This is a genomic window from Sunxiuqinia indica (assembly GCF_009847015.1).
Classification (GTDB): domain Bacteria; phylum Bacteroidota; class Bacteroidia; order Bacteroidales; family Prolixibacteraceae; genus Sunxiuqinia; species Sunxiuqinia indica.
Window position 1 is genome coordinate 95,177 of the sequence record NZ_WVEM01000004.1, and the last position, 23,095, is coordinate 118,271.

At 41.9% G+C, this 23,095-nt stretch carries 18 protein-coding genes; 10 read left to right on the forward strand and 8 right to left on the reverse strand.

What is annotated here, in order from left to right; genetic code table 11:
* The 4 genes from GR929_RS07440 (at nt 1) to GR929_RS07455 (ending at nt 2,690) form a co-directional block, all read left to right on the forward strand.
* Nucleotides 1–456, forward strand: coding sequence for an ATP-dependent zinc protease family protein (locus tag GR929_RS07440; protein ID WP_159518396.1), 456 nt, complete (start codon nt 1–3; stop codon nt 454–456).
* A 98-nt stretch (nt 457–554) separates the two neighbouring features.
* Nucleotides 555–1,427, forward strand: a complete 873-nt coding sequence (gene rimK, locus GR929_RS07445; RefSeq protein WP_159518398.1) for a 30S ribosomal protein S6--L-glutamate ligase — start codon at nt 555–557, stop codon at nt 1,425–1,427.
* Nucleotides 1,428–1,439: 12 nt separating this feature from the next.
* The gene (locus GR929_RS07450) at nt 1,440–2,411 is read left to right on the forward strand and encodes a succinylglutamate desuccinylase/aspartoacylase family protein (protein WP_159518401.1); all 972 of its coding nucleotides are present in this window, start codon (nt 1,440–1,442) and stop codon (nt 2,409–2,411) included.
* Between the two features lie 78 nt (nt 2,412–2,489).
* The gene (locus GR929_RS07455; RefSeq protein WP_159518403.1) at nt 2,490–2,690 is read left to right on the forward strand and encodes a hypothetical protein; all 201 of its coding nucleotides are present in this window, start codon (nt 2,490–2,492) and stop codon (nt 2,688–2,690) included.
* Between the two features lie 160 nt (nt 2,691–2,850).
* On the opposite strand, the gene GR929_RS07460 is transcribed toward GR929_RS07455, so the two are convergent.
* Entirely contained in the window at nt 2,851–3,753 is a 903-nt protein-coding gene (locus GR929_RS07460) for a D-hexose-6-phosphate mutarotase (RefSeq protein ID WP_159518405.1), read from the reverse strand.
* Between the two features lie 113 nt (nt 3,754–3,866).
* On the reverse strand, nt 3,867–5,123 hold the full coding sequence (locus GR929_RS07465) for an ABC transporter permease (RefSeq protein WP_159518407.1): 1,257 nt from the start codon (nt 5,121–5,123) through the stop codon (nt 3,867–3,869).
* A 220-nt stretch (nt 5,124–5,343) separates the two neighbouring features.
* Between GR929_RS07465 and purH the strand changes: the two genes are divergently transcribed.
* Genes purH through rodA form a run of 6 tightly spaced genes read left to right on the forward strand, consistent with a single transcriptional unit; the run spans nt 5,344 to nt 12,631 of the window.
* Nucleotides 5,344–6,933, forward strand: a complete 1,590-nt coding sequence (gene purH / locus GR929_RS07470; RefSeq protein ID WP_159518409.1) for a bifunctional phosphoribosylaminoimidazolecarboxamide formyltransferase/IMP cyclohydrolase — start codon at nt 5,344–5,346, stop codon at nt 6,931–6,933.
* Nucleotides 6,934–6,984: 51 nt separating this feature from the next.
* Nucleotides 6,985–8,007, forward strand: a complete 1,023-nt coding sequence (locus GR929_RS07475) for a rod shape-determining protein (RefSeq protein WP_159518411.1) — start codon at nt 6,985–6,987, stop codon at nt 8,005–8,007.
* Nucleotides 8,008–8,046: 39 nt separating this feature from the next.
* Nucleotides 8,047–8,871 (forward strand): rod shape-determining protein MreC, encoded by an 825-nt coding sequence (mreC, locus tag GR929_RS07480; RefSeq protein ID WP_159518413.1) that lies wholly within the window; start codon nt 8,047–8,049, stop codon nt 8,869–8,871.
* Nucleotides 8,864–9,370, forward strand: coding sequence for a rod shape-determining protein MreD (gene mreD / locus GR929_RS07485; RefSeq protein ID WP_159518415.1), 507 nt, complete (start codon nt 8,864–8,866; stop codon nt 9,368–9,370). The genes mreC and mreD overlap by 8 nt, the downstream gene beginning before the upstream one ends.
* A 5-nt stretch (nt 9,371–9,375) precedes the next feature.
* Nucleotides 9,376–11,199, forward strand: coding sequence for a penicillin-binding protein 2 (gene mrdA, locus GR929_RS07490; protein ID WP_159518417.1), 1,824 nt, complete (start codon nt 9,376–9,378; stop codon nt 11,197–11,199).
* Nucleotides 11,200–11,242: 43 nt separating this feature from the next.
* Nucleotides 11,243–12,631: a rod shape-determining protein RodA gene (gene rodA / locus GR929_RS07495; protein WP_159518419.1), complete on the forward strand. Its 1,389-nt coding sequence runs from the start codon at nt 11,243–11,245 to the stop codon at nt 12,629–12,631.
* Nucleotides 12,632–12,654: 23 nt separating this feature from the next.
* Here the strand turns inward: rodA and GR929_RS07500 are convergent, their stop codons facing one another.
* The 6 genes from GR929_RS07500 to GR929_RS07525 all read right to left on the reverse strand — a co-directional run bounded on the left by GR929_RS07500 (nt 12,655) and on the right by GR929_RS07525 (nt 23,094).
* Nucleotides 12,655–13,260, reverse strand: coding sequence for an acyl carrier protein phosphodiesterase (locus GR929_RS07500; RefSeq protein WP_159518421.1), 606 nt, complete (start codon nt 13,258–13,260; stop codon nt 12,655–12,657).
* A 132-nt stretch (nt 13,261–13,392) separates the two neighbouring features.
* Nucleotides 13,393–14,304: a DMT family transporter gene (locus GR929_RS07505; protein ID WP_159518423.1), complete on the reverse strand. Its 912-nt coding sequence runs from the start codon at nt 14,302–14,304 to the stop codon at nt 13,393–13,395.
* A gap of 125 nt (nt 14,305–14,429) precedes the next feature.
* Nucleotides 14,430–18,671 (reverse strand): collagen binding domain-containing protein, encoded by a 4,242-nt coding sequence (locus GR929_RS07510; RefSeq protein WP_159518425.1) that lies wholly within the window; start codon nt 18,669–18,671, stop codon nt 14,430–14,432.
* Between the two features lie 323 nt (nt 18,672–18,994).
* On the reverse strand, nt 18,995–20,116 hold the full coding sequence (locus tag GR929_RS07515; protein ID WP_235934155.1) for a glycoside hydrolase family 88/105 protein: 1,122 nt from the start codon (nt 20,114–20,116) through the stop codon (nt 18,995–18,997).
* Nucleotides 20,117–20,199: 83 nt separating this feature from the next.
* The gene (locus tag GR929_RS07520) at nt 20,200–21,555 is read right to left on the reverse strand and encodes a rhamnogalacturonan acetylesterase (RefSeq protein WP_159518427.1); all 1,356 of its coding nucleotides are present in this window, start codon (nt 21,553–21,555) and stop codon (nt 20,200–20,202) included.
* A gap of 30 nt (nt 21,556–21,585) precedes the next feature.
* Nucleotides 21,586–23,094: a rhamnogalacturonan acetylesterase gene (locus GR929_RS07525; RefSeq protein ID WP_159518429.1), complete on the reverse strand. Its 1,509-nt coding sequence runs from the start codon at nt 23,092–23,094 to the stop codon at nt 21,586–21,588.
* Between the last annotated feature and the right edge of the window lies 1 nt (nt 23,095).

The following is a 23,095-nucleotide window of genomic DNA, read 5'->3' on the forward strand; positions in this document are numbered from 1 at the left end:
ATGACAAAATCCAAAATCGTCATCGGGCGGGAGGACATTGCCAGCTTTCCTCTTTTAAATCTTGAGGGGATTGAAGTGAAGACCGATTCGGGTGCTTACACATCTAGTTTTCATTGCCACAATATTGAATTGATCAAAGTTGATGGAGTTGAAAAACTGAAGTGTTATTTTTTAGATCCGGAACATGACAAATACCACGACAAAGAATTTATCTTTGAAACCTTCGTTTTAAAAAAGGTAAAAAGCTCAAACGGGCATATGGAAGAACGCTATTCTATTTCAACAGAAATAAGGCTCTTTGAAAAAACATTTCCGATTGACCTGACTTTAACAGAGCGTGGAACCATGAAATTCCCTGTTTTGTTGGGACGAAAATTTTTATCGAAACGATTTGTTGTTGACAGTTCATTAACGAACCTCTCACAAAAAGGAAAAATAAAATTTGTAACTTACTGAGAGAAAAACAGACAACAAGCCTATTCGTAAATTCAGACACCAGAAAATTACATGAAGAGAAATCCTCGTGCCAACACTTAAATAAAAAATCAAACACCATGAAATTAGTTGTATTATCAAGAAATCCTCAATTATATTCTACAAAACGATTGGTTGACGCAGGCGAACAAAGAGGCCACGAGGTTCTCGTTGTTGACCACTCCAAGTGCGACCTGTTTATTGAAAAGAAAAAGCCTTCAGTTTATTACAAAGGCAGCAAACTGGAAAATGTTGACGCCGTTATTCCCCGAATTGGTGCCTCGGTCACCTTTTATGGAACGGCTGTCGTTCGCCAGTTTGAAATGATGAAAGTTTTTACCGCAATTGAAAGTCAGGCCCTGGTGCGTTCGCGCGACAAACTGCGCAGCCTCCAAATATTAAGCCGTGCTGGTTTAGGACTTCCTAAAACGGTTTTTACGAACTATTCGCGCAATGTAAAAGACATCATTCAAAGCGTGGGCGGAACGCCTGTTGTTATTAAAGTGCTGGAAGGAACCCAGGGACTGGGAGTTGTACTTGCCGAAACCGACAATGCAGCCGAATCAGTCATCGAAGCTTTCAATGGACTAAAAGCCCGTGTTATTGTTCAGGAGTACATCAAAGAGTCAAAAGGAGCCGACATTCGTGCATTTGTTGTTGATGGAGTTGTTGTTGGCGCCATGAAGCGTCAGGGCAAAAAAGGAGAATTCCGATCGAACCTGCACCGTGGCGGATCGGCTGAAATAATTGAGCTTAGCGAAGATGAAGAAAATGCAGCACTGAAAGCCGCCCGGGTGATGGGATTGGGTGTTGCCGGAGTTGACATGCTACAATCAAACCACGGACCTTTAATTCTCGAAGTCAACTCATCACCAGGACTTGAAGGAATTGAAGCTGCCACCGAAAAGGATATTGCCAGAAACATCATCCGATATGTTGAGCGCAATATTTAAGGGTATTTAAGTATGAGACAAAACAAACCAATGAAAATCCTGGGAACCGAAATTAAACCGGGAAAACAAACCATCCTGAATTTAGATATTGCTCGTCTGCACACCCGGGCAAAAGTTGAAGTTCCAGTGATTGTTGAACGGGCCAGAGAAGACGGGCCTGTACTCTTATTGAATGCGGGTATCCATGGAAACGAAGTAAATGGTATTGAGATTATTCGTGAACTAATTTCAAAAAAAATCAATAAACCCAAACGAGGTACTGTTATTTGCATTCCCGTGTTAAATGTGTTTGGATTCCTGAGCCAAACCCGGGAATTCCCCGATGGAAAAGATCTCAACAGGGTTTTTCCTGGATCTAAAACCGGTTCGCTGGCAAGTATTTTTGCATACCACCTAATGAACAACATTTTGCCACACATCGATTACTGCATCGATTTTCATACAGGAGGCGCCAATCGGTTCAACAGCTCACAAATTCGAATTAACAGAGGAGATCAGGAGCTACTAGAGCTGGCGAAGATTTTCAACCCCCGCTTTATTGTTTATGCCCCCAATCGCGAAAAGTCGTTCAGACAGGCAGCTTCCCTGGCCGGAAAAAAAGTACTGCTTTTTGAAGGCGGAAAATCGCTCGATTTCCACAAACGAATAACCTTGCGTGGCGTTCGTGGAGTGATGAAAACCATGACCCACCTGGGCATGCGAGACTTTACTGAAGAGATCGAAGCTTTGCCCATGAGCGAATCTGTTATTATAGAAAGTTCTAGCTGGGTTCGAGCTCGCCACGGAGGCCTGTTCCGTTTCGACATCAAAGATGGGGCGAGTGTTGAAAAAGGAGAAATCATCGGTAGCATTTCTGATCCGTATGGAAAATTCATACATCGGGTAAAAATGCCGGAAAGCGGCCATATACTCGGACTAAACCATGCTCCTATTGTTTACCAGGGAGATGCTCTGCTTCATTTGGGAACCACTAAAACGACCTAAGCTATTTCAGGAAAGGTCATCCCCCAGGGACGAGACCCGATCACCAAGGAACATATTGTTTTCCCCAAAGGGCGAGACATGATCCCCAAGGTAACAGGAGCAATCCCCAAAGGACGAAAGCTTATCCCCAAGGTACCAGGAGCAATCCCCAAGGGGCGAGACACGATCCCCAAGGGACCAGGAGCAATCCCTTTGGGGCGCAAGCTTATCCCCAAGGGACGCACGATAAGTCACAAGGGGAAAAGGATGATCCCCAAGGGGCGAGAGCTTATCCCCTAAGGGCGAAACATGATCCCCAAGGTAATTGGAGCAATCCCCAAGGGCCGAAAGCTTATCCCCTATGTACGCGTGGCAAGTACAAAATCGCGCAGGAGCAGGTCAGCTACCCACAGCCATGAGCGGAAAGGTGCACACAACAACGATAAATCCTGCACGATCACTATTCTTCCAATCCAAGAATAGCCGAGGTTTCGTAGCTTGCGCCAGGTGTCAGTTGAACGGTATAATCAAACGCATTGGTGGCTTCCACGCAAACAAAAGCTTCATAGCCATCATCAGGAATATCGGCAATACCTGATGTGGCTTCTTTGCCCGGGTTCCAAACGGTAGTGACTTTACTGCCTGACTTTTCAACAACAATACGGCGACGAAAAGCCGGATCATTAATTACAACCGGCGTTTCGGTATTGAGATAATGACGGGTAAGCGGCTCATTGACCGTTAACAGCTTTTCGTTTTGCCGACCATCTTCCCCGGTCAGCTGGTTGTAGTAGCTTAATCCTTCCAACCCTTCCATCTGGATGTTTCCAATAGCTGATATCGTATAATACGTATGCAGTGCACACCCGTATTCAAATGACGCAGTCGAAGTATTGGTCACTTTGAGTGTGGCTGTCAGTTTTTTCCCAATCGTAAAAATCATTTCAGCTAAAAAATCATGAGGCCAGTAAGCTTTGGTAGCATCCGATGACTGAAGTTGCATCCGAATAAGGGTTTCGCCATTCGGCAATGCCTGAGTTTCTACAACATCCCAAAACATCAGTCGTCCAAAACCGTGCTGGGGCTGCTGGGAATCTGACTGATGAGGACCGAACCAGGGAAAGCAAACCGGAATTCCTCCACGGATGGCCTTTCCTTCCTGCATGAAACTGTCGGGGCTCATCCAAAGAAAATCCATATTATTGTGAGGAATGAAGCTCATCGCATGGGCGCCATACAGGCAAATATCAGCCTGAGCGTATTTATTTGATATACTAATAAACGGTAGCTCGCCTTCAATTTCCATGAAACCGACCTCTCCTTCAAGACCAAACTTTTCGTCTAATTCATCAATTGGTTGCATATTTTATTTTTAGGAGTGTAATAACTTAATTTTTTTTGACTTAATAAACCCTAACGTTGCAAAACGATTGTCTTTAAAAACCCGCTGAGTAAAGATCAAACCACATTCCAACATCAAACCGCTCCCATTGCTTTAACCGGATCGAGCCGGGAAGCAATCAGTGCCGGGAAAAAGCCGGATAAAACCCCGATGACCGCAGAAATCATAAAACCGGTGATAACATTACCTGCATTCATCGCAATCGTCATATCCGACACGTAGCTAAAAATACTTGTTCCTATAAAAATCAAGAACAAGCCAACAGCTCCACCCATGAGTGACAGGAAAACCGCCTCAAAGATAAACTGCAACAGAATGAAATATTTTTTGGCCCCCAAGGCTTTCTGAATACCAATAAGCCGCGTACGTTCCTTTACCGACACAAACATAATATTGGCAATTCCAAAGCCGCCTACAACAATGCTAAAGCCACCGATGATCCAGCCGGCAACATTAATCACTTTAAAAACAGGCTCAAAACGGTCACTAATGGTATGCATCTCATTAATGGCAAAGTCATTTTCCTCCATCGGTTTCAAGCGATGCAGCGATCGCATAATACCTTCCAATTCGGCTGTAAACTCTCCCCGACTGGCACCAGGCTTCGCCTTTACATTAATCGTCTGTCCTCGTTCACGGGTTTTAAAATCAACCAGATTACTCGCATACGTTACCGGAATATGAACCCGCTTGTCCATGCTTGTGCCAACCATACTCGAACCTTGCTTTTTGTACGTACCAATCACCAACATTCGGTGCCCGTTAACTTTAATTTCTTTTCCAACCGGGTTGTCTTCCTTAAACAGTAGCTTAACGATTTCGCTGCCTACAACCGCCATCGGTGCCCCCGAACGCATCTCCGAATCAGTAAAATATCTCCCCCGATCAATATCCAGGCTCCAGGTACCTATTAAATCAGATGTTGTTGCCAACACCTCGGTACGTTCAACACTACTATTTCCAAATTCAACAGTCGAGCTAAATCCAAAAAGAAAAACGGCATATTCACTATACTGCGAATTTCGAACGATTGTCTCCGCCTCCTCGAGTTTCGGAAATGGCCGGTTCTGATATTTCCACCAAGGATATTCGTTTTCTCCTTCGGGAGGTGTCCATGGCCATTTCTGAATATAGACCATATTACTACCCAAGGCATTGAGGTTACTGCGAATATAGTTTTCAAGAGAATCGATTATTGTAAAAACCGAAATGATGGCAAAAATGCCAATGGTAATTCCTAAAAGCGACAAAAAAGTACGCAATTTATTGGCACGCATGGAATCACCGGCAAACGAAAAGCTCTCAAAGATTAATCGGAACAGAAGCATCATTTTAGTTTAGATCAATAAAGATAGAAATATTCCTTCCGAATGAAATATGAACCATAGCAAATTATAAATTCCACGATCTGAAAAAGTTTTAAGAAACAGTAATCCGATACTGAAAACTTGTTTGTATCTTTTGACAATAAAATACTGAATTCACCTACTTTTCAGAAAGGAAAATCAGTCGATTTTATTATCTTTGTGCATCAATTTCAAAAGACTATAAATGAAGGATTTAAAAAAGATTAAATCGGCACTAATCTCCGTTTACCATAAAGATAAACTAGATTCTATTGTAAAGAAACTGGATAAGCTTGGTGTGAATATTTATTCAACAGGAGGAACCCAATCGTTTATTGAAAGTTTAGGAACTGACGTTATTCCGGTAGAAGATTTAACCAGCTATCCATCCATCCTGGGTGGTCGTGTGAAAACACTTCACCCAAAAGTGTTTGGTGGTATTTTGAACCGACGCGATAACGAAGGTGACCAACAACAAATTACCGATTATGAAATTCCGGAAATTGATTTAGTTATTGTTGATTTATACCCGTTTGAAGAAACTGTAGCCTCGGGAGCTTCAGAACAAGATATTATTGAAAAAATAGATATTGGCGGTATTGCGTTAATTCGTGCCGCAGCTAAAAATTTTAACGATGTAATCATTGTTTCATCGCGCGATCAATACGATGATCTCAACCTACTGCTGGATGAGAAAAATGGTGAAAGCTCAATTGATGACCGCAAAGCATTTGCGCGTAAAGCTTTTGCCACTTCGTCGCACTACGATTCGGCTATTTTTAATTATTTTAACGAAGGAATTACCGAAACAAACCGGGTGAGTCTGAACAATGGACAGGTACTTCGTTATGGTGAAAACTCACATCAGTCGGCAACCTTTTACAAATTCAACAATACTGAAAGTAAAACAACGTTAGCCAATGCTGAAGTGTTACAAGGCAAAGCACTTTCGTACAACAACATGCTGGATGCCGATGCTGCCTGGAAGTCAGCCAGCGATGCTTATCATGCCACCACCCATATCGATACAAAAGTTGCTGTTTCAGTTATCAAGCACTTAAATCCTTGCGGATTGGCCGTAACCGACGACATTCTGAAATCGTTGGATTTGGCCTGGGCAGGCGATCCGATTAGTGCCTTTGGATCGATCATTTGTTTCACCGATACCGTGACAGCGGAAGTGGCCTCGTGGTTTGGGAAAAAATTTGTGGAAATTATTATTGCTCCGGAGTTTACCCCCGAAGCACTCGAAATATTTAGTAAAAAGAAAAATCTTCGGTTACTGGTAACTCCTGTGAAAGCAGAAACCACGGGAGAAAAACTATACCGCTCAATTAGTGGTGGAATGCTGGTTCAGGATGAAGACGAAGGCATGGATAGCGAATTTAAAAATGTCACAAAAATTAAATTTGATGACAATAAATTAAATCTTGCCAAGTTTGGTATTACAGCGTGTAAACATTTGAAAAGTAATGCGATCGCAGTAGTCACCGAGAATTCAGATGGTTCTTTCTGGCTAACTGGTGCCGGTATGGGGCAACCCAACCGACTAGACAGTATGCGTCAGTTAACCATGCCCCGTTTTGACATGAAAGAAGGAATCAAGATTGAAGAGTCTGTTGTAATTTCGGATGCCTTCTTCCCTTTCAGAGACAGCATTGAAGCTGCCAACGAGTATGGTGTGAAATACATTGTTGAGCCGGGAGGTAGCATCAGAGATGACGAAGTGATTGATGCATGCGATGAATTTGGTATTGCCATGTTGTTTACCGGCAGACGACACTTTAAACATTAATACAAAAATCTGCTATTAGCAGAAATTAAGATACAGCTAGGAGAATAAATTATGGGATTGTTTTCATTTTTAACTCAGGAAATTGCGATTGACCTTGGAACGGCTAATACAATTATCATTCAAAATGATAAGATTGTGGTTGACGAACCATCGATTGTAACGATTGACCTGAAAACAGAAAAGCTCGTTGCAATCGGTGAGAAAGCTCGCCAGATGCAGGGAAAAACACACGCCAACCTGAAAACGATCAGGCCATTGCGCGATGGAGTAATTGCCGACTTTAATGCAGCGGAGCAGATGATTAGGGGCATGATCAAAATGATCAATCCAAAATCCCGGTTATTCTCGCCTGCCTTAAAAATGGTCGTATGTATTCCTTCAGGCTCTACGGAGGTTGAAATTCGTGCGGTACGTGACTCTTCGGAGCATGCGGGCGGACGTGAAGTTTACATGATTTATGAACCCATGGCTGCTGCCATCGGTATTGGATTGGATGTTGAAGCTCCAGAAGGTAGTATGATTGTCGATATCGGCGGTGGAACAACCGAGATTGCGGTGATATCGTTGGGCGGAATTGTCACCAACAAGTCAATTCGTATTGCTGGCGATGACCTGACTGCAGACATTATGGAGTACATGCGTCATCAACACAATATTAAAATTGGCGAACGAACAGCTGAAGAAATCAAAATCCACGTAGGGTCGGCATTATCTCAACTGGAAGAACCGCCAAATGATTACATCATTCAAGGGCCAAACCAAATGACAGCACTGCCTATTGAAGTTCCGGTTTCTTATCAGGAAATTTCACACTGCTTGGAAAAATCAATTTCGAAAATTGAAACCGCAATCCTGAGTGCATTAGAACAAACCCCTCCGGAACTGTATTCTGACATTGTTTCAAAAGGAATTTACCTGGCCGGTGGTGGAGCCCTTCTTCGTGGACTGGACAAACGATTGACGGAAAAAATTAATATCCCATTTCACGTTGCTGAAGATCCACTGAGAGCAGTTGCCCGGGGAACAGGTATTGCGCTTAAAAATGTTGATAAATTCTCTTTCCTGATCAGGTAATACCAGGTAGGGAGGAGCAAAACAAAACTTTGCTGCTTAATGAGAAGTTTGCTCCAATTTCTTGCTCGAAATTCTTTTTTATTTTTGTTTTTGGCACTCGAAGTTGTCTCAATGATACTGATTGTTAATTACAATAATTTCCAACGAGTCAAATTTCTGAATTCAAGCAACCGGATATCGGCTTCGATTTATAAAACGACCGATGATTTTACTGCGTATTTCAAACTTCGGAAAGAAAACGAGGAACTAGCAAACGAAAATGCAAGGCTGCGTACAAAGCTCCAAAAACTGCAAGTAGCCGAAATTTTCGGTAGTCTTGACACAACCAGGAAAGACACCACTTACCAGTTTATTCCTGCCCGGGTCATTAACAACTCGGTAAACAAACAATACAACTACCTAACCATCAACAAAGGAGCATTGGATGGCATTGAGCCCGACATGGGGATTATTGGTCCGAGAGGCGTTGTGGGGGTTGTCACCAACGTGACCGATCATTATAGCTCGGGCCCCAGCCTACTAAACAAACGTTGGCGGGTTTCAGCAAAAATTAAGAAGAATGCCTATTTTGGGTCATTATCCTGGGATGGCTCCGACTATCAATATGCTCAGTTGAATGAAATCCCTTTTCATGTTGAACTGGCGAAAGGCGATACAATTATAACAAGTGGCTATTCTTCCATTTTTCCTGAAGGTATTTTACTGGGAGTAATCGATGATTTCAACCACAATAGCGGAGCCAACTTTTATCAAATCAAAGTCAAGCTATCAAGCAACTTCAAAACCATTTCGAATGTTGAACTGGTTAAAAACAAACACATCAAAGAACAAGAAAAGCTGGAGATATTGAATAACAATGATTAGCGATCTTCTGAAATATACAAGTATGTTAGTGGTGCTGGTTCTTTTGCAAGTACTGCTCCTCAATAATATTCAATTTAGCGGGTATGTCAATCCGTATATGTACGTTCTTTTCATCTTGCTGCTACCCTTTGAAACGCCCCGTTATTTATTGCTTTTGCTGGGTTTTCTGATTGGGTTATTGGTCGATATTTTCAGTAATACGCCGGGGATGCACGCTTCTGCTGCAACCTTTATGGCCTTTGTAAGACCGTACACAATATCACTCATTTCTTCTCGTGATTCAATTGAGGTAAGTATTCCACCTCGATTAAAAACAATGGGATTTGGCTGGTTTTTGCGTTATACCATCATTTTAGTATTGGCTCATCACCTTTTTCTATTCTTTATTGAAATTTTCTCAATGAGCGGCTTTTTACACACGTTAACCAGAAGTTTGTTAAGTACTGTGTTTACAGTAATATTGATTGTCATCAGTCAGTTTTTGATTTTTAAGGAGTAAGCATCGTGGACAATTATTCAAAACGAAAATACCTAATTGGAGCCATTTTTATTTTGGTCGCATTGGTCTTCTTTGTGCGCTTATTTCGTCTTCAGGTTGTAAACAACGACTACAAACAATACGCAACACGAAATGTACTTCGCCGAGTAGTGACCTATCCGGCACGCGGATTAATTTACGACCGAAACGGAGATTTATTGGTTTACAATAAAGCCTCGTACGACTTATTGGTAACCCCACGCGAAGTGTCAGCTTTTGATACAACTGCATTTTGTGAGATCTTAGAAATACAAAAAGAAGAACTGATTGCCGGCCTGGACAAAGCAAAAAACTATTCTCGTTATAAACCATCGGTGATCATCAAGCAACTTTCGCCTGAAAGCTATGCGGTGCTTCAGGAAAAGCTTTTTCGATTTCCGGGCTTTTTCGTTCAAACACGTACACTGAGAGAATATCCGGAAAAAACAGCAGGTCACGTCCTTGGATACGTTGGAGAAGTAAACCGTTCGAAGATTCAAGAAGACCCTTATTACACACAAGGAGACTACATTGGAATTACCGGACTTGAAAAAGCTTATGAAGAAGAACTACGCGGACAGAAAGGGGTTAATTTTCAACTCGTTGATGTACACAACCGGCCCAAAGGAAATTACAGAGATGGTAAAAGTGATACTTTAGCAGTGCTTGGTAAAAACTTAGTCACAACATTGGATGCTGATCTGCAAGCTTATGCAGAGTATCTGATGGACAATAAAAAAGGGAGTGTTGTCGCCATTGAGCCGGCCACCGGAGAAGTATTGGCATTTTTGAGTGCCCCAACCTACGATCCTTCATTACTGGTAGGTCGGGCACGTGGTACGAATTATCAAAAACTGGCACAAGACACACTCAAACCTATTTTTAACCGGGCCATCCGAGCTGCCTATCCTCCCGGATCAACCTTTAAACTGTTTAATGCTTTAATTGCACTTCAGGAAAATACAATTAACCTGCAAACCCAATTTAGTTGCAATGGTCCGTTGTCCCGGCCAATTCGGTGTACACACAATCACATTTCACCAATTAGTGTTCGTAATGCAATTCGGGAATCCTGCAATCCATTTTTCTGGAATACCTTTAACTCAATTGTTCGGAAATATCCGCGTGCTGATGAAGGATACAAAGTATGGAGAGAACATTTGATAAGCTGTGGACTGAGCCAACGACTCGGAACGGAACTGAGCAATGAGCTACCCGGAAATATCCCGGAAGTTGGGTATTACAACCATTATTATGGCGAAGGCCACTGGAATGGACTAACTATCCGTTCGATGGCTATTGGGCAGGGAGAACTTCTGATTACGCCCTTTCAACTGGCCAATATGGCTGCCACAATTGCCAATCGGGGATATTACATTACCCCTCATTTTGTAAAATCGGTATGGAGCATTGAAAATGAACCCAAAGAGCTAAATTTTGAACGCCATGTAACAACGATCGATCCGGAGCATTTTGAAGTGGTAATAGAAGGGATGCAAGCCGTTATCGAAGAAAGTAACACCCGATATTATTCCAAGCTCGACAGTATAATTATTTGTGGAAAAACAGGAACAGTTCAGAATCCACACGGTTCTGACCACTCCGTATTCATCGCATTTGCTCCAAAGGAAAATCCTCAAATAGCTATTTCGGTGTATGTTGAAAATGGAGTGTGGGGTGCTCGTTATGCGGCCCCCATTGCCAGTCTGATCATTGAAAAATACTTAAATGACAGCATTGCTCCACGCCGGATTTCAATAGAAACCCGGATGCATGAAGCGAATTTATTAAACTCATTTCAACCCAAATAATAAGGTGGCAAGAAGAAATAACATATGGGCAAGCTTGGACTGGATGACAATTGGAATCTACCTGATTCTGGTATTATTGGGTTGGATTAGCATTTATGCCGCTGTTTATAATGATGAGCACAGTAGTATTTTGGACATGAGCCAACGGTATGGGAAGCAGCTTATTTGGATTACAGCAGCACTCGTTATTGGGTTCACATTAATTATAATCGACAGTAAGTTCTATGTGTTTTTCGCCTACGCTTTCTATGGGATTACCATTCTACTGCTTATTGCCGTGCTCATTTTTGGTACCAAAGTAAAAGGAGCAACTTCGTGGTTTCAGCTTGGAGGTGTAGCCATACAACCGGCTGAATTTGTTAAATTTACGACTGCTCTTGCGCTTGCAAAATACCTGAGCACATACAATTTCAAAATGCATAAGCTTAAGTCCTACCTTACAATCGGGCTTATCTTGCTCATGCCAGTCGTGCTCATATTCTTACAAAATGACACCGGGTCGGCACTGGTTATCAGTGTCTTTTTACTGGTATTGTTTCGCGAAGGGCTCTCCGGATCGATCCTTTTTATCGGACTAGTTATTGCACTGGTGTTCATTTTCACACTGGTTCTTTCGCCATTGCATACTATTATCATTTTAAGTATTGCAGCATTATTTCTGCACTACTTTATGCGACAAAAACCTATCGAAACACTAAAAGTAGCAGGTATTTTCTCGAGTCTGGCAGCTGCCTTTATCTTTGGAGGAAGTCTGTTTAAAACAGGAATACCTTCGGTACAGTGGCTACTTTATGCAACAATCATTTCATCGCTTATTTTTGCGGTTTTTGCTTTTCGACAACATCTTTATAATCTGCTTCTTGTTTTGTCCATCTACATCGGGTTAACGTTTTTTACGTTTTCAGTCGATTATGTTTTCAACAATATCCTTGAACCTCATCAACAAAGCCGAATTAATGAACTATTTGGGATAGAATCAGATCCATTGGGCGTCGGATATAATGTCAATCAATCGAAAATTGCAATTGGTTCGGGTGGTCTGACCGGGAAAGGATTTTTGAACGGCACACAAACCAAGTTTGATTTTGTCCCGGAACAAAGTACCGACTTTATCTTCTGCACCGTTGGAGAAGAATGGGGTTTTATAGGGACAACGCTGGTTGTTGCGCTATTCCTGCTTTTACTGCTCCGGCTAATTTACCTGGCAGAACGACAACGATCAACCTTTAGTCGGGTATATGGTTATGGTGTGGCCTGTATAATATTCTTTCACTTAGCCATTAATGTGGGAATGACAATTGGCCTTGCTCCCGTTATAGGTATTCCCCTGCCATTTTTTAGTTATGGAGGTTCGTCTCTCTGGTCATTTACCATCTTACTATTTATCTTTTTACGATTAGATGCCAGCCGGGCAGAAAAACTAAGTCACTAACTATTTTGGGGGCGTTTTCGTGTTTACAATTCTTGAGGTTTATCAATCTCAATCTCATAATTTGTTTCAACAAACTCAATAAGCTCAACGAAAAACCCTTCAAATTCAGTTTTGATCAACGCATAATCCTGCTTCAAAACTTCTATCGCAAAGTCAGCTTCCTGAGGCAAACTGGTGCGACGTCCCATAATAGCAAGCGATTGCCAGATTCCTTGCAGACCAGCATAAGATTCCAGGCGTTTATGCTGAATCAGAAAGGGTAAGAACATCTTAACCCGAAGGGGCAGGATCGAAAAATTTGACAGCAAAACAGCATGCACGTGTTTGGAAAATTGGCGCAAAGGATCGTTAGAATACCGCTTCCAGTTTGTTGCCAAAAAATGATCAAAAATAACGTCGGTAACAATACCTGAATATCGCCCGTAATTCGCACGAAAGCGATTGGCACAAGCCTTCACCAATGGATGCCGATCAGTAAACCAATCGATTTGGCGGTGCAACAAGACACCCCTTTGAACAGCCAGTGGAAACTGCTGGTATTGCTTTCCCTTTACATAATCGCCTATAAAGTTGCCAACCATAATTGATTCGTCTTCGCCCGACAGGTACAAATGTGCCAAGTAATTCATACTCGAAATTACCCATTTTAATTTAGAAGACTTGGTTTCACTTCAAAAAGTATAACGACAACTACGTTTGAAGATGAAAAGACACACCTCTCAACCGAGATATAAACAACTATTGATCAGAATTGCAGCCTCCTAATTTTTGATTCTGCCTCTTTTTGATAATCGTGCTTTACTTACTGAAATAATAAACACTCCGACTACTGAAAGAATACCTCCTGCAAGTTGATGCGGCAAGGGCAAAGTATGAAAATACAAGAAGCTTGCGATTAAAACACAAACCCCTTTCAGGCTTTGGACTACGCTCGACTTGGAAACTTCGATATAACGAAACGAATAGTAAATAAACATTACTGCGAAAAAGGGGCCCAGCGTAGCACCAATAGCAATATTAATCAGTGCTTTAACCGGAATAACAAGTGACTGTTTGTATACCAGCAGCATAACTACAGAAAAAATAAACAACCACAACGCCCGGTTTGTAATCAGCAACTCGGGACTCATCTTTTTCACATTCACTTTGACCACCATTGATGCAGTGGCTGCAAAAAAAGAGTTGATTAAAACAATTCCGGCTCCAGGAATAAAAAGGTCGGACAGGGTTGTTCCGCCTTGGTAACTGATAATAAAAGCTCCGATTAATGCTAAAATAGCACCAAACGATTCCACCCATGTGAAACGCTCGTGTAAAAAAACAATGCCCATAACCGTAAGAATAACCGGAAATAAATTTCCGATGAATGAGGTAACCGCCGGATCGGGTATAATCTGTATCGATAAAAAGAACGACGCTGTCGTGAGAATTTCGAGCACACCAAGCAAAGCCAAAATGCGCCACTGGCGTTTGGCTAATTTGGGAATGGCTCTGTGCCCGCCCGTTTTAAGCAACCATGTAGCACTTAAAACGAATGCAACGAAGAACCAATAGACACCAAACTGAGCCAGATGAACTTCGTTTAGAGCAGCTTTACTAAATATGTAAATACTGGAGAAAGTAACCGTAGCAATTGCGGCAAAAAAGTATCCCTTAAAACGATCCGATTTCATGCCGCAAAGATAGGAAAGTGATTTCACTTGCTGACGGCTTCCGAACGATAATCAGAACAACAGGATCACCTCGCTCAACAACAACAGAATAAGCGATCATTGTCAATAAAAAAAAATGAACAACCTCAGTCATTCACCGTAATATCATGCAGAAATGCTGCATCGTGAATCAACTTTCGCTCTGGTTTTATAATACCCTGATTTACCCACGGTTCAATCTGGTATTCGGCATCTTTTACAATCATGTGTTTGGCCATTTGATCTTTAATCAACATGTCGGCATTTTTACTTTTGATGTCCTTATAATTTCGCTGGCTATCGCCAACCACCGATAGCCGGCTGTCAAATCGCAAAACGTTTTCCTGATTAACTAAAATTTCGATCCGCTGATTTGTTCCCTGCAAACGAAGTTCTCCATCAACCAAACCATAACTGACTTCATTATAATCATCAACTACATTAACATCGCACTCCATTGGATTGGATTGCAGGTAATTGACGTAGCTCAGATATTTGCGCTTATCAGGTGTAGTTGACCAAGCAGCATAACGCACAGCTCCTGATTCGGAGCCAATATAAAGTATCCCGCTTTGAAGGGCTAAAACAAGGTGGTCTTTTTGCTGAAACTTAATTTTGAAGCACAACTCACCGCCATACGGCACAAGTCCAATCTGCTCATAGTCAATCTTATCACTCGACTCCAAAGTCCAGAAGTCGGGAGAAGTGGCAACAATATCGGCTTTTAATGGATAAAAAGTACTGCGATGATTCGGCTTCAACATCATCAGCCGATGCCCGGTTTTATCCTCCATGTTTTTAAACTTCACCGTTTCAAAGCGAATAGCAGATTCTGCTCCCGGATACCTTCCACAAGAGTAATTAAAAGCCATTTCGTAAATACCGTAAACATCCTGATCAATGGTTACAGCCTCTCGATTATATCCTTGAAAACTTTTCTCTGAAGCATACAATTTACGTGATTTGCGAATGGATTCGCGAACAATAGACAATGCCCTCTCTTGTGATGTTGACGGTACGACAGATGATTTAACTAACTGAATGCGCCAAATCGAATCAGTCTTAGCAGGAAGGACAAGTGTTTGCATTTGGTAGCCCGGACTTGAAACGATGATCTTCCGGGTTTCATTCAAGCGATCAGCCGAAAGAAAAAACTCTCCTTCGCTATTCGTACATTCATGATAATAAGGTTTTGATTGACTAAGATCGGCAAATGAAATTGGATTACCACTTTCCTTATCAGTAACAATCCCGGAGTACAAACGAAGATTCTGATAGCGGTTAACACTTGTTGGTGCGATATTCTTCTTTTTTTCCACAATCAGCGGCTCCGCAAACACGTCCTTCAATTCATTTTGATTTTCGAAGGTGAATGTAGAAGATCCACTCCTCCCCCGGCCATCAATCCCCTGAACCTGTATGGCGAAACTCTCGAATCCTGGCCTCGAGTTGATTGAAAAATGAGCCGTTCCCAGGCTATCGGTTATCAATTGTGGTTGCCAATAGAACGTTTTACGCGATTGTACAGCAAAATCGGAGCTGTTTTTGGCCTGGTATTTTGGCACATAAAACTCTCGCTCGGGAGTCAGACCATTCAAGTATAGTGTTTGCAACCCTTTGCTTCGTTTGTAAAAAACGCCACCTTTCAACTTGGTTGTAATAAACAAGAACGATGGCGGTGCACTGGTTCTCTGCATTTGTTCCATTAATTCCATTTGGTTTGGAAATAGATTAGGACTTTCGTCTAAACCTTCAACCAAATCTTGTCGTCCAAGTTCAATACTCACGTCAGTAAAAACTTCCATAAATGACATACTGATGTCGTAATTTTTAGGTTTTGCAATAAAATTGATTGACTCAATTTCTCCAGGATCCATATAACTCAAAAAATCGTATAACGGAACATTCCCATTGTTCAAAAAGTCATCATCCACAAAAATATACAAGTAGCCATCGGGATTTTCCGGAATATTAAAATAAACAGCAGGTGACCCCATAGCAAAAGTGTCTCCTTTTTGATTCTTAATATCCTGCGGATTACCGATAACCAAATTGCTATTCTTGGCCAATTGATCCTGATAAGGCTGCTGTCTGATTTTAAGGCCAGGAATCTGATCGGACAAAAGATCCCAGAGGCTGGAATACCAGGCTTTCTCTTCTGTTAGTTTTTTCAGCTGTGCCGACTCAATGACCACATCTGGCTGGCCAACTTGACTAATCATTGAATCGCGCCGGTTCAGAAACTTTGAGCGAGCTTCTACTTCTTCAATCATAAAGGTGTCCTTGCCCGGGAAATAATAATTATCAATTCTTGGTTTCCGAATAGTGGATGGTTTTGCAGCTACAGCTGATGGGTGGTTTTTAACTTGAGTCTGCACCACTTTTTTCGATGCTGGCAAGTTTAGCACCAAAGGCGATGATTTACCTTTTGTAATTTTATCGAAGCCAATTGAATTAAGATGAAGCTGCTCCAAATTTGTATTAAGATCGATAAGGTAGTCTTTTTGTTGGGCCCATCGGTTCTTCGTTTGTATTGTAAGACTAGCCGAATCAGCAAATTCAGGCAAGTAAAAACCGAATTGCCCCTTGTCGTTCGTATATGCCTTATCAACATGCATCATCTTGCTATTTTGCAAAATAATACTGACCTCAAAGTTTTTGGGAACAGGCTTGCCCGTTAACTTTCGGTAAATTTTTCCATCAAGATAAATTCCTTTCTCCACCTCATATGGTTTAGTCTCACCCATATAACTGGCAACATCAATCCAGTTAAAGCGTCGCCAGCCATAAGTAAGCAACATCAGGTCGAGCTTGCGCTCACGTTTAGGATCAGATGAGTTAAATAAATCCGTATTGGTAAAAACCTCTCCTCGCAAATCGGACGAAAGCAATAGGTAATTACGTATATTTTCCAATGAGTCGAGCGACCTTTCTATGCTGGTATTCCAAGCTAACACCGAAAAATTTCCTTGCACCGGGCTTCCATCATTTTGACTAGCCTGCAACGTAAAATTGATGGAAGCGCTACTTTTTGTATTTACGATTTCCTTTGTCAGTTTAAGTTGAATGGCGTCGCCACTATCGTGATAAACCAACCGCTCGGCACGAGGAATTCGATTGATAAACAGAGTAAAAGTTAATATCCCTTCCGGGAAATCCTGCGTTGGCACGTTCAACTCAAGTCGACTATTCTTAAGAATGCCTTGTCCCATAAACTTGATACTGCCTCTACAATGTCCAACCAAGTAGTAATTTACACTTCCATTTCCGCTTTTTAAAACCGTAAAACTGATACTATCCTGATTTTGTTCGGTAAGCTGTAAACTGTATCCATCCGCTCTAACCTCGGGAATATCATACTCAAAAACGGAATCTCGATAGTTGATTTTTGCCACGTATTTCTGCCCTGTTTCGGGGACTATTTTAAGACTTCCTGTACCTTGATATTCACTGGTAAACCGAGCAATAAGCTGTGCATCTTCGTCAATCAATTCACCTGCAATATCAATCGGATTTCCGTCGGCATCAACACCCCGAAAAGCCAGTAGATTTTCTTGCCCGGCAACCAATTCGCCTCCTTCAGGTAAAAACTGCAAGTCAGGTTTTTGTGCCGACAGCTTAATCCTATATTTCTCACTCATCTCGGCTTTTCCGTCTGGCTTAACTGACAGCAATGCAACCGACAGTTTTAGCGAGTCGGGCACAAAAAAACTAAAACTGCCTTCATTGTTCGTAATCGGGCAAGTTGCTCCCAGCATTGAGCCACGAGCTAATTGCAGCATTACATTAACGTCTTCATTCAACTCCCGTCCATTAAGGCTGTGAGCATACATTTTTATAAAAACCGAATCGCCATTGGCGAAAGGGATAACCCTGGAACTAAACTCCCAGTCGGTTTGAAGCTCAGTTTTGTGAATCAATTGAATGGGTTTTTGAAAGAGAAAATCGTTGGAGAAATTTAACATATAGTTGGTGTATGCCAACAATTTATACTGTCCGGAAGAAAGTTCGCGATCCAATGCAAGAGATCCATCTGAAAATCCATTTTCGAGCGAAAACATTTGATGGCTGATTAGCTTATTGTCGGGCGAAATTAAATCGACATAGTACAAATATTCAACACCAAGCGGTTTGTGATTGATTGCATTTACCAAGCTGCTTTTAAACCAGATCGTATCGCCAGGCGAATACTGATTTGAATTCGTTTGAACGTAGACTTTTTCCTGGACATTTCCTAGAACATATTGATTGAGTTGAGTATTGACCTGCCTCAGGAATTCAGTTTGAGAATAAACGTGTGTCCCGAAAAAAAGGATCATGCACAACAACAAGATCAGTTTCGATTTCATGTAACAGTTTTTTTTAGTTTGGCAATACAAATCAGACCATTAAAATAGTAATTATTTAACTAAATAGGTGTGTATTATCTATTTTTTTTATGCATAAGGATCAAAAGAGAAAAGCAACTCAGATCAACGGCATCAAACAGTCTACCGTGACATAAAAATAGTCCATCCCCATACATCATATGATCAGGCAGATAATCAAAAGCACAGAACATTAAGAACAGATTCTTTTGCGTCGAAAAATCGATACAAGACTCAAAAAAAAACCCCGGGATAACCGGGGTTTAATTTCTATATTGTTATAACATTCATTATACCAATCGAGATTAGTCAGCCATTTTGTACACTTCGCTTCCTGCCAATAAATAACAACCTAAGCCGTAGTCTTCAAAGTCAGGCATACTATCGTAAGTTACAGGTTGGCCGTCAGCAGGTTCTTTGCCGGTTCCCTGCACGTATCCAAGAAATCCATTCGGATGAACAGCTTCTGTTGCCATGGCATTCCAGGCTTTGGCAATAATTGGTTTGTACTTGCTTGCTTTCAATAAACCATTGTTCACCCCCCAGGCCATACCATAAACAAATAAGGCAGTTCCGGTTGTTTCTTTTCCTCCAAAATGGGTTGCATCATGTAAACTTACATTCCAGAAACCATCTTTACGCTGGATTGGAACAAGTGCCTCAATCATCTTATGAAAAGTATCGAGGTATTCATCACGATGAGGATCGTCTGCCGGTAAAATTTCCAATACACGAACCAACGCAGCCACTACCCAGCCATTCCCGCGCGACCAGTAACAATCTTCGCCATTCGGTTCTTTGTAAGGAGGCATAAAATCTTTATCGCGCCACCAAAGATTATCCTCTGGATTCCAAAAGCCTTGTTGTTCCTTCGAATCCATGTACATTTCGTACATCCGTTCGGAGTAATTTTGATCACCGGTAATTACACTAAGCTGGGCAAAAACAGGCATAGCCATTTGTAATGCATCAATCCAAGTCCAGTCATCTGTCTTCTCAGTATCCATCATCAAATCAATCGATTTTTTGATATCTGCGATGCGCTCTGGCTTCGAATCCATCATATATAAATCCAGGTAAGTTTGCCCACAGCAATGATTATCAGCATGGCGGGTTTCAATACCGTTGCGCAATCCCCATTTGTGTGCCTCACCCCAACTAACGGCGTAATCGTAATAAGCTTTATCAGGCTTTAACGCATATAGTGCCATTAAACCTTCGTAGTACACCGCACGGGTCCAAATATTACTGGGCCGTTCTTTATTGGTTATGATAGACTTACCGGTATCAGGCCACTTATTCATAAAATAGGCATTGGTCAGTATCATTTTATCCATCACCTGGTCTTTTGATGGAAAGTTTTCAGCATTGACCTGCATTGAGCAGAGCATTGCAATCGACATTAGAAAAATTAGCGTTGCTTTCATTTTATCTCTTTTTTAATTATACATCTTTATCTTCTATCCCAATCAATTATAATCTACTTGCTTTTACGAATTCACGACCAACTCTAATTACCGTCAGGCTTCAGAACCTGCTTGCCCGGACTTTCAGGCCAGAAAAAAGTTGCCCAATCATCTGGCTTTGTTGGATCAAAGCCGTTAAAATCGTCGACAATATAGTTTGCCAACTCCATCTCATTATCCATAATTCCCTGCACCACGCATTTGGCTAATTCATAAGCTCCATAAGGGTTGAAGTGTGTATTATCAGCCAGTGGTTTATTCTGACGCGGATAAGTATTTGCCGGGTAATGCACAAAAGCATGTTTCGAATTTTCGACACCCAATGTTTCATAAAGCTGTTTGCTCATGGCATTTAAATCGATCAATGGCAGGTTCTCCGCTTTTGCCAGTTGGCGCATAGCTTCGGGGTATTCTTCCAGGGTATTCACAATTTCGCCCTGCTCGTTGAATTTCCGGCGATTGGTTGAAGTCACCAACACAGGACGAGCACCGCGCTTTCGAGCTTCGTTAATAAAGTAGCGCAACTCATCTTGGTAAGTGGTAAAGGGCTCCACATGATTCCCTCCGGGCTTTTGGTCATTGTGTGCAAATTCCATAAACAGGTAATCCCCCGCCTTCATTACACTAAGTATTTTTTTCAGTCGATTTTCGCGACGAAAAGCTTTGAGTGTTTCGCCTGACTCGGCATAATTGGCAACCACAATCTCTGGCTTTAGAAAGCGGGGAAACATTTGTCCCCACGACGCCCACGGCTCATTTTCCTGATCGACCACCGTAGAGTTTCCGGCTAAAAATATCACAGGTAAATCGTTTGCTTCTTCAATTTGAATGGAAGAGACACATGGCCTTTCGCCTCCAAATTCCAGTGTTAGCTGATTATCCCAGTTCAGGTAAAGCATTTCTCGTGATTTTCTCCTCACCTTCAGGCTGTCGTTTATTCTGGGGGTGCGAACATCCACTACAATCGTTTTCGTAACCACTTGCCCTTTTGCCGTGCGAACATCTTCCAACATCAACCGGCGCGACTCTGCCTTTACCGTTGTTGCCGATGTTCCGTTTGGATCGCCCAATGTTAAGCTGATTTTATAGCGACCTTCCGGCATTTTTACCGTGAAATAAAAAGGCTCATCGCTTGTAACAAAGTCGCCCGTTATTGCCTCAGCACTTTCTACGTTCTTCGCCTCAAGTTTCTTTTCTGAAATAAATCCGTACTCTTTATTTGAATCAAAAACGTCATCCTGATTAACTAAAATATATCCGTCTGCAGGCTGACCTGCTCCAAAATCAAACCTTTTGGATATCATTTTATCGCAACCTGTTGTTGTATCCTGAGCACTCAAATTTCCTGAAGAAAAACAGAAATAAGTAAGCAGTCCGAAAATATACGAAGCGTTTTTCATTACATTTTTTATTTAATTTTGGTCAACCTATTATTTTAATTCGACATAGCCATACAGCTCGCATGACCTTAGTTTTTGAATCTCTTCGGCCAGTGTCAGCGCATTAAACCGCGCTCCGGCTTCGTTGGTGTGCGTATGATCTCCGGGGAAAAACTGCTTCACGACTTTGGGGCCCATCGCTTCGTACTCAACTGCAATTGCATTATTCAAATCAATAAAAAAAGCTTCTTCAGACCTGGCAGCTTCGCGAGCCCACTTTCCATACGACTCATTCACGCGTTCCACTTTGCCATGTGGCCACTCGTTGCGGGGAATTTGTGTTAAAACAATAACCGAGATGCCTTTGGCTTTAGCCTCTGAAATATACTTTTTCATGTACCATCCATATGTATGAACGGTCTCCTTTGTGCCGTCCTCGCGAACCACCTCCTGTGTTTCATCGCCCGTTCCTTTCAACGAACCACGATATTTCGCTTTGTCAATATTTCCTCCATCGTTATGCCCAAACTGAATCAATACAAAATCACCTTCATTGAGTTGAGCTAAAACCTCATCCCAAAGTCCTTCGTACCGATAACTCCGGCTGCTTCTACCTCCTCGTGCTTTATTGATAACATCAAGTCGCAGGGTATCCAAATAAGCTGACAGTTCACGCCCCCATCCGACAATTTTTCCGTCGCCATTCGCAACGGTTGAATCACCTATAATAAAAACTTTCTTTTTCACCGGAAAGTTGATCGTTGGATTGTCTAAAAGATAGTTCTTCAGCTCGCACCCTTGTGCATCACGCAAACCTTCAACCACAAACGAAGCAGCCAAAAGAGCACCTTGGGCGGTGGTATGCGTATGGTCGCGTTTGTAAAAGTAATACCCGGTTACGGAGTCTTCGCCTAAAGCCTCCATGGCTACGGCCATTTTCTCATTTAAGTCAATCCACTCCACTTCTTCGAAATGAGCCACTTCTTTTGACCATTCGCCGTAGCTTTTATCATTACGTGGAACCAGCCCATTTTCCCAGTCATTGCGTGGAATCGGAGACATAACAACAGGTGTTGCTCCTTTTTCTTTCGCTTCAATAATATATTGACGTAGATACCAGCCGTAGCTGTGAACAATCTCGTGCTCACCGGTAAGTAAATTGTCAATCTCCTCGGTTTTTTCACTAATTCCTTTAAATGTTCCGCGAGCCCTGAAATCGTCATTAATCGGACCATTATCGTTATGCCCAAACTGCATCAACACATAATCGCCGGGTTGAATTTTACGCAACACTTCATCCCACAATCCTTTAGTTCGGAAAGTTCTACTGCTTGTACCACCCAACGCATGGTTTTCGATATTGATAAGGCTGGTATCAAAAAACTGTACAATAGGGTCTCCCCATCCCCACTGACCACCGGCTCCATCTCCACGACCATGTTTTACCGTTGAGTCGCCAATAATGTATACTGTTGGTTTTCCTGTTGGTTCTTCGTCCTTCACTGTTTGACAAGAAACAAACAAGCTAACTAACATCAATAAAATTGTTAATCGTATCATT